The sequence below is a fragment of the Campylobacter concisus genome (assembly GCF_002913545.1).
GTDB classification, from domain to species: Bacteria; Campylobacterota; Campylobacteria; order Campylobacterales; family Campylobacteraceae; genus Campylobacter_A; species Campylobacter_A concisus_AV.
Genome location: NZ_PPBR01000133.1, coordinates 1 through 13,675 on the forward strand (window position 1 = coordinate 1; position 13,675 = coordinate 13,675).

The following is a 13,675-nucleotide window of genomic DNA, read 5'->3' on the forward strand; positions in this document are numbered from 1 at the left end:
GTCTAGTTATCAGTTTATGTTTAATGTAAAAAAAAGTATTATGACAAATTTATATAGTATGGATTTTATAGAATATAACAAAATGGGCATTGATGTATTAAATAATATTTTTGTAAAAGAGATAGAAAAGAGTGCATTGTCTATACGCTACTTTCTCCAAATTTGGGTTAATGCTATTTATTCTTTGGCATATTTGTTCTTCGCCATGTATATTAGTTTTACTCTTGTTTTAGTGTCTTTGGGGGTTGGATTAGTCGTGGTTGTGCTTCAAAGAAAAATTACAAAAGCCATTATTGGGTATTCTAAAACGGTTGTTGATTATAGTGCCAAGACAAATCTTGTAGTACTGCAAATATTAAATAGCATGAAATATATTAAAGCTACCAATAGGTGTGAATATAACAATATAAATTTTAATAAAATTTCACAAGACTATAGTAATAATATGGAAAAAATGTCTTTTTTAAATTCCATACCAAAGAATATGTCCGAATTTATTGGTGTAATGGCTATTTCGGCAACAATTATTATCAACGAAATCATGTTTCATGAAAGTACCGTGACGGTTGTGTTTTTAGGATTGCTACTATATAGAACCTTGGTTAAGATACTTAGTATACAGCACTCGTATCAAGACTTTTTAATAAATATAGGCTCAGTGGAAGTTGTTATGAATGTATATAATCATATTTTAAAAAATGCAGAAAAACAAAGCCAAAACGATACTTTACAACATATTTCAACCATAGGCTCTGCCAAAATGGAGAATGTCTATGTTTCTGTAGATAGCAAGGTTATACTAAAGGATATAAATGTTGAATTTAAAAAGGGTAACAACTACGCTTTAGTTGGACAATCTGGATCTGGTAAAAGTACTCTTTTGAACACACTTACTTTTTTATATAGGCCATTATCTGGTCAACTAGCTATTAATAAAAATAGTATCGATCATCTAAGTTTTAGAAATAAGATCGGATATGTATCGCAAGAGGTTATTATTTTTGATGGAAGTATTATAGATAATATTGTTTTTGGTGAATTGTTTGAAAAAGAAAAGTATGATGGCATAGTAAATTTACTCGGAATAGATAAGATAAGGGTTGAAAAACTAAATATGAATGGATCAAATATCTCTGGTGGACAAAGACAACTTATTGCTTTAGCTAGAGAGTTATATAGGGAGCCAGATCTTTTGATATTGGATGAATTTACTAGTGCTTTGGACTCGATTACAGAAAAACGTATAATAAGTATTATAAATGACATAAAAAAAGATAAGATAATTATAACCGTAGCACATAGGCTATCTTCTGTAATGGGCAGCGACTTAATACTGTTAATGGAAAATGGGGAAATTTTAAGCCGTGGCACTTTTAAAAATTTATATGATCAAAGTTCTAAATTTAGATCTATGTGCAATGAGCAGAGTATTTTTATGGATTAGATAGGGGTGATATGGTAGTTATAGATATAAAACAAGATCAATTTTGGAACAAATTTGAAAAAGACAGGATGAGTATCTATTTAAAAGGGTATATATATTCTTACTCTATAGATGAATTAACAGAACTATTTTATAGTGTAGAGGATGAAAGTAGCATAGCAGAACTATCACATAGTATCGATGGGCACTTTGCCATTGCTGTACAAAAAAATGATCTATCTTTTATACTGGTAGATAAAATAAGAAGTACACCGTTGTTTTTTTATAAATTTGATAAAAATTTTTACATTAGTAATAACCCACAGAATATAATTAATCAAAATGACTCAAAAGCAAGTGTTGATACAACATTGCTTTTAGAAGCTTCTATGTCTGGATATACGATAGGCAATAAAACTTTTTACAAAGGGTTATATGCTTTAAAAGCTGGAGAGTTAGTAGTTTTTAAAGATGATAATTTTAAGTATATACAGTACTATAAATATTTTGGAAAAATAGAAAAAAAAGATTATAAAAGCTATCAAGAAGAGTTATTTAGTGTAACATTAAAAATTTTTAGAAAAATGTTAAAAAACATAGGTAATAGACAGATAGTAGTGCCTTTGAGTGCTGGAAATGACTCTAGGCTAGTGGTGTCTGCTCTAAAGTATCTGTCTGCTAAAAATGTTAAATGCTTCTCTTACGGTACACAAGATAATTCTGAAGCAAAAGTTGCTAAGATTGTGGCTGAGAAGTTGGGCTATGAGTGGATTTTTATTCCTTTAACTCATTGTACTGAGAAACATTATTATAGCTCAAGTGATTATTCTGAATACTTAAAATATAGTGAAAGTTTTGCATCAGTGCCGTATATACAAGGATTATCTGCACTTAAATATCTAAAAGATATTGGTTATGTAGATAGTGATGCTATTTTTATAAATGGAAATAGTGGCGATTTTATTTCAGGTGCACATATTAGCAAGATGATGGAGAGTGGAAAAAATTTAACCTCATATGAAGATAGAAAAGAAAATATTTTAAATAACCTTATTAATAAGCATTTTTCTCTTTGGGGGTATCTAAAAACAGAGAAAAATATATCATTGATCAAGAAAAAGTTGTGGGATGAAATCGTCTTAGCCTGTGGTGATTTAAAGAGTGATAGTTCTCAGGATCATTTGTTTTATGAGTATTCTGAGTTTATAGATAGACAAACTAAGTACGTAATATCTGGTCAAAGAATTTACGAGTATTATGGACATGAGTGGAGAATGCCATTATGGGATGATGAATATTTATTTTTTTGGCAAAAGGTTCCAGCAGAATTTAAAGATGAGCAAAATCTATATGTTAGTATGTTAAAAGATAAAAATATGTGTAATGTATGGGGTGATGATATCCCTGTTAATAAAAAAAGTATTGTCCCAAGCTGGATTATCCCATTAAGGTTTATTTTTAAAATTCCTTTTGTTTTTTTTGGTAAAAATGCAAAGAAATATTGGAGAAATTTTGAGATAAGTTTTTTTTATTATTGGATGGATGTTACTCATATGATGGATACTGTAAAGTATACAAGAGCTATGAAAGATATATTTAAGAAGCCAAGAAGTCATGTTTCATGGCAGACTGAAGATTATTTGTCAAGGTTTATAAAATGAAAAAGACATAAATTTGATTGTTTGAGTTATATCTATAATCGTATATGAATAAAAATTATAGAGTATTTTAAATTTAGTTTTTGCCTAACATATAGAAGTATAGGTATTGTGTGCAAAAAACAGTAGAATATTGATAATGAAGGGAAAAGAATATATTGTATAATGTTAAGAATATAAAGATATTGTTAGTTTCAAGTAAATTTGCAGATGAATATTCTGGATCTGGATTACGGGCCTATAATACATACAAAAGATTTTCCGATAAGTATGGTATCAAATTTGATGTTGTATCAAATTCTGTAACATATCATAATAATCTAAAATTTAAATATAATGATGTGGATGTGTATAGAATTTCATCCCCATTTAATGTTCCTAAAGAAAGATCACTAAAAAGAAGCGTTATAGTTTTAGCTGATATGCTTTGGGAGTTTTTTTATAGCTGGCTATATATACGAAAAAACATAAAAGAATATGACTTGTTACATACTTTTGGCAATACATTTACCATAGGGTTTTTGACATGGTATTTTTCTAAAAAAAATAAACCCATCATAAGAGAGCTCTGTAATGATATGTCAAATCCATTTTACCCCATACAGTTTTCAAGAATTATGCAAAAGATTTTTTCAAAAGAAAATACTGTGGTTGTTGCTATATCTAAACGGCTTGAAATCCTATCAAGAAAATTTGCTATTAAAAATATATGGTCAAGACCCAATCCTGTAAATGAAGATAAATTTAATCTGTGTAGTGAAGAGATAAAAAAAATACTTAGAAAAAAATATACTAAATTTTCTGATCAAGATACGGTATTGTGTCACATTGCTAGTTTGTGTGATAGAAAAAATCATATTTTTTTACTTGATGTCTTAAAGTTATTGCCAGATCACTTTAAGTTAGTAATAGGTGGTCCTGAAAATCAAAGAGATCCAAATATGTCTGAAAAAATATGTAGCAGAATAAAAGAGCTTGATCTGGAGGATAGGATTCAGTTTAAAGTCGGTTTTGTTGATAATATGGATGAATACATAAAACTAAGTGACGTTTTTGCATTTCCATCAAAAGCTGAAGGGTTGGGGACTCCTATCTTAGAAGCCCAAGCTTGTGGGGTGCCTATAGTGGCAAATATTATAGAAAATATAACTGATGTTGAGATAGTTGATGGAGAGGGTGGGTATTGCTCTAGCTTGGACCCGAAAGAATTTGCTGATAAAATAATAATGTCATTAAAAATTCCAAAAGAAAAGCTTACTAAAAATGCAGAAAACATTATAAATAGGGCATCTACAAAAGTTATAGACGAGGCGTATTATAAAATAATATGTGGATTAGTAAATGCATAAAAAAACAGTTATTCATCAATTATCACTTGTTGGCATAGGAGGAGTTCAGCAGTCTTTTGTTCCATATTTTAATATGGCGCTGCAAAAAAGTGAGTTTAACCATCAGATCTATGGCACTTATCCATTAGATGACTATTTTGAGGAAATAGGGTGTTATTATAAAAATATAAGCAGTTCTATATTTAACAAACTAAAATTTATCTATTTTTTATACTCCAAAGACTATATAGTTCACTTTTATAATAATATAGGAAGCCGCTCTTTGCATAGAATTTTAAATTCACTGCCCTTGTCAAATATCATATTACACGAAAGGGGTGTTGCTTGGAATTTAAAAGATGAAGATATTTACGTGTATAGAGATAATGCCAATAAAGCAAATTTACTGCTTGCAAATTCTAATGCATCAAAAACTATTATGATTGAAAGATTTGGCGTAGATTCAAGTAAAATTCATGTTTTGTATAATGGTTTTTTAAGTGGTGATATGGTTTTAAACAATAGCTCATTTGCTACTAATAATATTAATAAATTTAAAGTTGGATATATAGGCAGGCTTGATACTCCAAAAGGAGTTCATACTTTTATAGAGGTTGCAAAAAAGTTGCCACAATATGAGTTTTTTATAGCTGGGAATGGCCCATGGGAGCTACTACTAAAAGATATGGCGGACAAAAGAGACAATATATTTTTCGTTGGTAGAGTGAAGAATCCACTTGATTTTATAAATAGCATGGATCTAATCATTGTGCCATCCATTAGAGAACCACTTGGCAATACCATAATTGAGGCTGGGTTTTGTAAAAAACCTGTAATTGCTTCATGTGTAGATGGAATTTCAGAAATTATAGACGATGGGATTAGCGGTGTGCTTATAGACCCCAAAAAGGAAATTAGTATTAGTCAGATACCTATCAATTCTGTTCCTATGCCAGAATATGTGGTCAATCCAAAAACAAAAAAGCTACAACAACCAAAAGAGATAGAACCTGATGAATTGGCAAATCATATAATTAACTTGGAGCAGGACTACGCGCTAAGGCAAAAATACGGAAATGCTTTATATGATAGTGTAGTCGATAAATTTAATATCGAAAAATATTTTTCAGAATTAGAAAAAATATACAAAAATATAAATTCTTAAATCATGCAAAAAATAGCTATATTGATCAACTCTCTTGGTGGTGGTGGTTCAGAGAGGGTCGTTAGTACCTTATTGAACGAGTTGTGCTTTGAATATGAATGTTATCTGATCTTATTAGAAAATAACATAGACTATCCTCTTGATGATAGAATAAATGTTATTTGTTTAAACGAAGATGCAAATTTAAGTGGCGTAAAAAAACTAATCAGGCTTCCGTTTTTGGCCTTTAAGCTAGCTAAAATCATTAAAAAATTTGGCTTTAATCAGGTAACAAGCTTTTTGTATAGGGCAAATTATATAAATATATTATCTAGTTTTTTTGCAAAACATAGAGTTGTTATTAGCGAGAGAATAGCGCCTAGTGCGATGTATCGTAATAATTCTCTCGAAGATATGATTAGCAAAATTTTATTAAAAACTCTATATAAAAAGGTAGACTTGATAATATCAGTTTCAAAAGCAATAGAATTTGACTTGATTGAAAATTTTAATATTGGTGTTAAACAGGTGGTAATTTACAACCCATATGATATAGAGAGTATAAACAATAAGACCAACGAAAAAGTTGGCGTTGATATTGACAAGAAAAGTATAATCGCAGTTGGAACATTATGCGATAGGAAAAATCAGCAGTTGATATTAAGATCATTTGCAAGAATAGCTGATAACGACTATGTATTATATCTACTGGGAAAAGGCGAAAATGAGGGTAAACTAAAAGTTCTTGCAAGAGAGCTTGGTATCGCCACGAGGGTGGTTTTTTTGGGTTTTGATAATAATCCATACAAATATCTTTCAAAATGCAGCATATTTATACTCGGGTCAAATGCTGAAGGCTTTCCAAATGTGCTGGCAGAGGCAATGGCTTGTGGATGTGCAGTTATAAGTACGGATTGTCTTAGTGGTCCAAGGGAGATTTTAGCACCAAAAAGCGATATTAAATTTGAATTAAGAGATGATATTGAGCTTGCAGAATTTGGAGTGTTGGTGCCGGTGCAAGATGAAGTAAATTTAACAAAAGCGATAGAAGTTGTAATAGGTGATAATGAGTTAAGAGAGAAGTACCGACAAGTTGCTAAAGAAAGGGCTAATGACTTTAACATTGATGATATTATAAAACAATACAAGGAAGTGATATGTGCGGGTTAGTTGGTTTTATAGATAAAAATAAAAATGAGCAAATTTTAGTAGATATGCTAGAGATACAGGCGTATCGCGGCCCAGATGATAGAGGTGTTTTTTTTGATGAAAAAAGTGGCGTTCACCTTGGACACAACCGCCTATCTATAATGGATCTAAGCTCAAATGGACACCAGCCTTTTGTGAGCGATTGCGGTGGATATGTGATAGTTTTTAATGGAGAGGTTTATAACTTTAAAGCTATAAAGGGAGAGCTATTAGCTCTTGGCTATAAATTTGTATCAAATTCTGATACTGAGGTTATTTTATACTCTTATAAAGAGTGGGGTGATGAGTGTCTTGCTAAATTTATAGGAATGTTTGCATTTGCTATTTTGGATAAAAATAAAAATGAGCTATTCTTATGCCGTGATAGAGCTGGTGTAAAACCACTTTATTACTATTTTGATGGTATAAATTTTATTTTTTCTTCTGAGATCAAATCTTTTCACAAGCATCCAAAATTTAAGAAAGAGCAAAATTTAGATGCGCTAGCTTATTTTTTTCAGTTTGGTTATATTCCTGCGCCTTATAGTATTTTTAAGGATTGTTTTAAACTTCCTGCTGGTTGTTATTTAAAATTTGACATTGTCAAAACAACATTTAAAATAACAAAATATTGGGATGTAGGATATTTTTATGCACAGCCAAAATTTAATAAAAATGAGAGTGAAATTTTAAAAGAACTTGAAGGTCTTTTAGATAGTGCAATAAATTTACGTACTATTGCTGATGTATCAGTTGGTGTCTTTTTAAGTGGTGGATATGATAGCTCACTGGTGGCTGCTTTACTAAGCAAAACGCAAAAGATTAATACATTTACCATAGGTTTTGATGACGCTAGATTTAACGAGGCTGCCCATGCAAAGCAAGTGGCCGCGCACTTTGGTACAAATCATCATGAGTATTATATAAATGAAGCCGACATGCTTTCATATATCGACACTCTTTCTTTTTTTTATGATGAGCCTTTTGGGGATAGCTCTGCGGTAGCAACCATGGCAGTTTCAAAAATGGCAAAACAAGATGTAACAGTTGCACTTAGCGCAGATGGTGGAGATGAACATTTTTGTGGATATAGCAAGTATTTCTTTTTACATAAATTTCAGGGTATTTTTTCTACCTCATTCAAGAAAAATTTGTTTAAATTTGGACTAAATTTAATAAATGAAAAAATTGCTGACATGGCAAATCAAACTCTGCCAAATAATATCCGCCAGACAAATTTCAGAGATAAATTTCTAAAGTTAAAAAGAGCTATAAATAGTAAAAATTTAGACGAAATGTTTATAAATGCAAGTAGTTATGTAGATAGGTCGGACGTAACTAAATTTCTAAAAATAGGGCTAAAACAAGAGTATATGAATGTGTGGAAAAATGAGCTCAAGCTTGATTTTTTAGATCATATGATGATGTGTGATTATAAATTTTTTATGTGTGATGATGTTCTTACAAAAGTTGACCGCGCTACCATGAGTGTTAGCTTAGAGGGACGTGAGCCACTACTAGATCACCGTTTGATAGAGTATTTGGCACGCGTTCCAGTAAGTATAAAATATAAGAATAATCAGCCAAAATATTTGCTAAGACAAATTCTGTACAAATATATCCCAAAAGATATAATAGACAAGCCAAAATCAGGCTTTCAGATCCCGCTTGCAAAGTGGCTAAGAGGTGATCTAAGATGGCTCGTTGAAGAGAATTTGGACTCTAAGACTTTAACTGGTGAGATATTTGATATAAAACAAATACAAAATTTAAAAGATAGATTTTATGCTGGAGAAGAGCTTCAAAGTCTTATTTGGTTTATAGTGGTTTATCAAATGTGGAAAAGGAGATGGCTTGAGTAAAAGCGTCTTTATAGTGACAAATAGCGCTTGGAGTGGGTACAACTTTAGACTGAGCCTTGCAAATCACCTAAAGAAAAATGGTTTTAAAGTGTCGTTTGTTGTTCCATTTGATGAAAAATACTCAGCTTTGTTGGAAGAAAAATTTGAAGTTTTTCATATAAATTTTGATGCAAAAGGGATAAATCCGTTAGTTGATCTAAAAACTTTTTTTAGCTTGCTAGCCCTTTATAAAAAGGAGAAGCCAGCTTGTGTCTTAAATTTTACTATTAAGCCAAATATTTATAGCTCACTTGCTTGTAAAATTTTAGGTATTTGTTGTATTAGCAATATCACGGGGCTTGGAACAGTTTTTATAAAACAAAGTTTTGTCACAAGCATAGTTAAATTTCTTTATAAGATATCTCTAAATGCAAACAAGGTTGTCTTCTTTCAAAATTTAGATGATCAAGATCTATTTGTAAATTTGGGTATTATTTCAAAAGAAAAATGTGATCTCCTACCAGGAAGTGGTGTAGATATAAATAAATTTGCTCCAAGACAAGAGAGCAAAAGAGACGAAAAATTTAAATTTTTATGTGTAGCAAGACTTATAAAAGATAAAGGTATTGTTGAGTTAGTTGAGGCTGGTAAAATTTTAAGAAAAAAAAGAGATGATTTTAAGATTTTGCTGCTTGGAGAAAAAAATGTCAAAAATAATACTGCCATTAGCGACGAAGAGTTAAATTTGTGGCTTAAAAACGACTTTTTGGACTATCTTGGTATGAGCGATGATGTAAGTAAGGTTGTAGCTAGTGCTGAGTGCGTCGTGCTGGCATCGTACAAAGAGGGAATGTCAAAAAGTTTATTAGAGGCCGCGTCCATGGCAAAGCCATTAATAGCTACAAATGTTAGTGGCTGTAAAGAAATAGTAGACGATGGAGTAAATGGTTTTTTGTGTGAGCCAAAAAGCTCTATAGACCTCGCTGAAAAAATGGAAAAAATTTTAAATCTTGACAAAAGCCTTCTTGAACAAATAGGTAAAAACGGTAGAGAAAAGATGATTTTATCTTTTGATGAGAATATTGTCCTAGAAAAATATACGAAAGCTATTATGGACTAAACAGCTAAATACCTTTTTTGCCTAGTATTATCTCAAATGTTTTAAATATAGTTTTTATCTCCAGCCAAAGTGACCAGTGCTTGATGTAGTAAAGATCATACATTAGCTTTTGTTTGGCGTCATGTGTGTTTGCGCCGTAAGGGTAGTTTACCTGCGCCCAGCCGGCAATCCCTGGGCGGACGATATGGCGTTCGTTGTAGTAAGGTATCTCTTTTTCAAAGAAATTTATCCAATATCTTCGCTCAGGCCTTGGACCTATCAGGTGCATTTGCCCTCGAAGCACGTTTATGCACTGCGGCACCTCGTCTATACGAGTTTTTCGCATAAATTCGCCAAATTCAAAGACTCTCTCATCGTTTTTGCTAGCAAATTTAGCCCCGTCTTTTTCAGCATCAACCACCATCGAGCGAAATTTGATACATTCAAATTCTCTATTGCCCAGCCCGACCCTCTTTTGCAAGAAGTAAAGGCTGCCAGGGGACTGCTCGTCTATCTTTTTCTTTACGTAAAATTTAAGCACAAAAAGTATCACAAGAAGCAGTGAACAGCTTACATAGTCGATCATGCGTTTTAAGGCGTATTCAAGGGCATTGTAAGGTTTGATATCGTTTAAAAAGTTTAAATTTTCGCCATTTTCTGGGATGTAGCACTTTTGCAAGTAAATTTCTAAAAAGCTCTCCACGTTTAGAAATTTGATCTTTTTATACTTCGTCTTAAACTGCAAAAGCGTGAGAAATCTCACCAGTTTGCTATCAACAGGCTTTTGGGTATTTAGCACTATTAGTCTTTGATCGCCTGATTTTATGAGATTTTCTAGCGCACTTCGCAAAGCTTTAGCGTCGCTATTTTCAGGGGATAAAAAATTCACCTGGCCAAATTTCTTCCTAAGCTTCTCTAGCTCGAGTTTGGTGAAAGTATATTTTTCGCCAAGGATGATCATAGGCCTATCCCTTTATCTTTATTTTAAATTTGCATTATAAAATTCGTCTAATTATACCCAAACGTGCTAATTGCATTTTTAAAAAAAGAGTTAAGGTTAAAATATGTCTCATAAATTTCTTGCCGTGCTTGTTTTAGCGCTGATCTGCGCCATTTCTTTTTCGCTCTCAAACACACTTTTGGCTAAATTTCACACAAGCCCGCTCATCATCTCTATCATTTTAGGCGCCATTTTTGCAAATCTTTTTACAAAACAAACTCAAATTTTAAAAAGTAGTGGCGTTGTAGCGATCGCTGGGAAGCAAATTTTAAGGTTAGGTATCATACTTTTTGGCTTTAACATAAGCCTTGGCGAGATCGCAAGTGTCGGCACTCTAGGCGTGATATACGCAGCATTTATGGTCTTTGCAACCTTTTGCTTTGCGCTTTTTACCGCCAAAGCCTTGGGACTTAGCAAGGATAGTGCTGTGCTTATTGGTTCAGGGGCTAGTATATGCGGTGCAGCTGCTGTTATGGCTACTCAAAATGAGATAAAAGCAGACGCGAACAAGCTTGCTATCGCCATTTGCACAGTGGTGCTCTTTGGGACGATTGGCATGTTTATCTATCCATTTATCGCTAAATTTCTAGCTCTCACACCGCACCAAACTGGCTTTTTTATCGGCGGCTCACTTCACGAGGTAGCCCATGTAGTGGCAGCCTCAGCGGCATTTGATAGCACAGCTAGCAGCACCGCCGTCATCATAAAAATGCTTCGCGTCATCATGCTTGTGCCATTTTTGTTTTTGTTAAATTTCTTAAATTTAAGTCAAAATAGCGGTGGTTCAAAGCTAAAGAGCATACCTTGGTTTGCGCTATTTTTCTTAGTGGCGATCTGCGTTAGATCTTTGCCGTTTTTCCCTGAAAATTTAGTGCAAATTTTAAAGCTAGCCGCCAGTATCTGCCTTTGCGTTGCGATGTGTGCTTTAGGGTTTGGGATAGATAGAAGCATTTTTAAAGCGACGGGCAAAAAGCCATTTTTGCTAGCATTTTTTATATTTTTATGGCTTATTTGCTCATCGCTTATCTTTGTTAAGACTCTTTGCTAGTTTTTAGCTTTTGCAAAAACTCTTCGATGTTGTATTTTGCTCTGTAAGCTGGGCTCAAAAGGTGTATCAAAATGTCGCCAAGGTCCATCACGATCCAATCAGGCGAGCTCTCAGTGCCTATAAATTTCTCACCAAGAGGCTTAAGCTCCTCTTTTAGATCCTCAGCCAGCGAGTAAGCGTGCCTCTCGCCAAGCGTAGTAGCGATAACTACGGCCTTTACGAAATAATCATCCCCACTCATATCAAACACTTGTATCTCTTCAGCCTTTTTTGCGTCTAAAACCTTAACTATACTTTCGGTGCGCTCTTGCATCGATCTCTCTTGCATCTTTAATCCTTGGTAAAAATTTATAATCTCATCTTTTATCTCGCTAGGCAGCTCATCAAGCCCCTTTTGGTGCCTGATCTGCGACGAGCTAACATCCACGTGCACGTCCATTTTTTGTAAATTTTGCGGAATTTCTATGTGATTGCGCTTAGCGATCACAAACTGCACTAAATTTTTTAACTCCTCATAGCCGTGCCACTTATCAAGCGTAGCTAGGTGGTCTGCGCCTATTATGAGATAAAATTTCTCTATCTTGAATTTCTCATACAAATACTTAACCGTCTCTATGGTAGGCACTGGGCGGGCTAAATTTATCTCATAGTCTGAGATCTCGACCTTCTCTAGGCCGCCCCAAATTTCTCTTATCCACTTTAGGCGAAGTTCCGGCGGAGCTGAAAATTCACTCTTAAAGGGACTTATAAAAGTTGGCATGATGATGAGCTTGTCGATATCAAGGCCGCTTAGTGCCATTTTCACAATGCTATCGTGTCCTAAATGAACCGGATCAAAGCTCCCGCCAAAAAGTGCTAACTTCATCTATTAAAGTGCCTTGTTTATATTTGTTTTAAAATTCTTTTTTGTAGAATTAGGCGTAATTATATCAAAAGGAGCTAAGATGTCAGTTAAAGTAGCAATAAACGGCTTTGGGCGTATCGGTAGGTGTGCTGCTCGTATTATTTTAGAGCGTGATGATGTTGAGCTTGTCGCTATTAACGACACCGCAACAAGGGATATGACGAGGTATTTGCTCAAATACGACAGCGTGCATGGCGAATTTAAGCAAGACGTTAAGGTGATAAGCGACGAATTTATAGAAGTAAATGGCAAAAAGATAAGAGTTTTTTCTACAAGAGATCTAAACGAGCTTAGCTACGCAGACTACGGCGTAGACGTGGTTTTAGAGTGCACTGGCAAGTTTTTAACCACTGAAAAATGTGAACCATATCTTGCTCGTGGTGTAAAAAAAGTCGTCATGAGTGCTCCTGCAAAAGACGACACGGCGACATTTGTAGTTGGCGTAAATGACGATAAATACGCAGGCGAAGCGATCGTCTCAAACGCAAGCTGCACCACAAATGGCCTAGCTCCAGTTGCAAAGGTGCTAAACGATAAATTTGGCATCGTAAAAGGGCTTATGACCACGATCCACGCATATACAAATGGCCAGAGCCTGGTTGATGTAAAAGCAAAAGACTTCCGCCGTTCTCGCGCAGCAGCGCTAAATATCGGACCAACAACAACCGGAGCTGCAAAAGCGATCGCTAAAGTGCTTCCAGAGCTAAGTGGCAAATTGCACGGTCAAGCGGTGCGCGTGCCAGTGGCAAACGTCTCAATGGTCGATCTAACGGCGGTTTTAAAAAGACCAGCTAGTAAAGATGAGATAAACGAGGCATTTAGAGCGGCTGCAGAGTCAAATTTAAAGGGAATTTTATTCGTCGATGACGACTACAGAGTTAGTAGCGACTTTTGCACAAGCACCTTTAGCAGCATCGTAGCGAGCGACACTACGCAGGTTATCGCTGATGATATGGTGAAGGTCTTTGCGTGGTACGACAACGAGTGGGGCTACTCAACAAGGCTTGTTGATCTTGCTAAGATCGTGGCTACAAAGTAAATT

General features: G+C 34.1%; 11 protein-coding genes. 9 read left to right on the plus strand and 2 right to left on the minus strand.

Annotated features, from left to right (window positions below):
* The 7 genes from CYP05_RS09700 to CYP05_RS09730 all read left to right on the plus strand — a co-directional run.
* Positions 1-1,444 (plus strand): ATP-binding cassette domain-containing protein (locus tag CYP05_RS09700; RefSeq protein ID WP_141090292.1); only part of this gene is annotated, 1,444 nt, incomplete at its 5' end.
* A gap of 11 nt (positions 1,445-1,455) precedes the next feature.
* Entirely contained in the window at positions 1,456-3,084 is a 1,629-nt protein-coding gene (locus CYP05_RS09705) for an asparagine synthase-related protein (protein WP_103642781.1), read from the plus strand.
* 155 nt (positions 3,085-3,239) lie between these two features.
* Positions 3,240-4,430: a glycosyltransferase family 4 protein gene (locus CYP05_RS09710; RefSeq protein ID WP_103642782.1), complete on the plus strand. Its 1,191-nt coding sequence runs from the start codon at positions 3,240-3,242 to the stop codon at positions 4,428-4,430.
* Positions 4,423-5,574: a glycosyltransferase family 4 protein gene (locus CYP05_RS09715; RefSeq protein ID WP_103642783.1), complete on the plus strand. Its 1,152-nt coding sequence runs from the start codon at positions 4,423-4,425 to the stop codon at positions 5,572-5,574. Before CYP05_RS09710 ends, CYP05_RS09715 begins: the two co-directional genes overlap by 8 nt.
* 3 nt (positions 5,575-5,577) lie before the next feature.
* Positions 5,578-6,723 carry a glycosyltransferase gene (locus CYP05_RS09720; RefSeq protein ID WP_103642784.1) on the plus strand — a complete coding sequence of 382 codons (1,146 nt, stop codon included), beginning with the start codon at positions 5,578-5,580 and terminating at the stop codon, positions 6,721-6,723.
* Positions 6,711-8,603 (plus strand): asparagine synthase (glutamine-hydrolyzing), encoded by a 1,893-nt coding sequence (gene asnB, locus CYP05_RS09725; RefSeq protein ID WP_103642785.1) that lies wholly within the window; start codon positions 6,711-6,713, stop codon positions 8,601-8,603. Before CYP05_RS09720 ends, asnB begins: the two co-directional genes overlap by 13 nt.
* Positions 8,596-9,702: a glycosyltransferase family 4 protein gene (locus tag CYP05_RS09730; RefSeq protein WP_103642786.1), complete on the plus strand. Its 1,107-nt coding sequence runs from the start codon at positions 8,596-8,598 to the stop codon at positions 9,700-9,702. Before asnB ends, CYP05_RS09730 begins: the two co-directional genes overlap by 8 nt.
* 4 nt (positions 9,703-9,706) lie before the next feature.
* Here the strand turns inward: CYP05_RS09730 and CYP05_RS09735 are convergent, their stop codons facing one another.
* Positions 9,707-10,642: a sugar transferase gene (locus CYP05_RS09735; protein WP_103642787.1), complete on the minus strand. Its 936-nt coding sequence runs from the start codon at positions 10,640-10,642 to the stop codon at positions 9,707-9,709.
* Between the two features lie 103 nt (positions 10,643-10,745).
* Here CYP05_RS09735 and CYP05_RS09740 point away from each other — a divergent pair, with 103 nt between their 5' ends.
* Entirely contained in the window at positions 10,746-11,729 is a 984-nt protein-coding gene (locus CYP05_RS09740) for a YeiH family protein (RefSeq protein WP_103642788.1), read from the plus strand.
* On the opposite strand, the gene nadD is transcribed toward CYP05_RS09740, so the two are convergent.
* On the minus strand, positions 11,713-12,594 hold the full coding sequence (gene nadD / locus CYP05_RS09745; RefSeq protein WP_103557731.1) for a nicotinate (nicotinamide) nucleotide adenylyltransferase: 882 nt from the start codon (positions 12,592-12,594) through the stop codon (positions 11,713-11,715). The two genes, CYP05_RS09740 and nadD, sit on opposite strands and share 17 nt — an antisense overlap.
* A 79-nt stretch (positions 12,595-12,673) precedes the next feature.
* Here nadD and gap point away from each other — a divergent pair, with 79 nt between their 5' ends.
* On the plus strand, positions 12,674-13,672 hold the full coding sequence (gap, locus tag CYP05_RS09750) for a type I glyceraldehyde-3-phosphate dehydrogenase (protein WP_103611089.1): 999 nt from the start codon (positions 12,674-12,676) through the stop codon (positions 13,670-13,672).
* Positions 13,673-13,675: the final 3 nt, after the last annotated feature.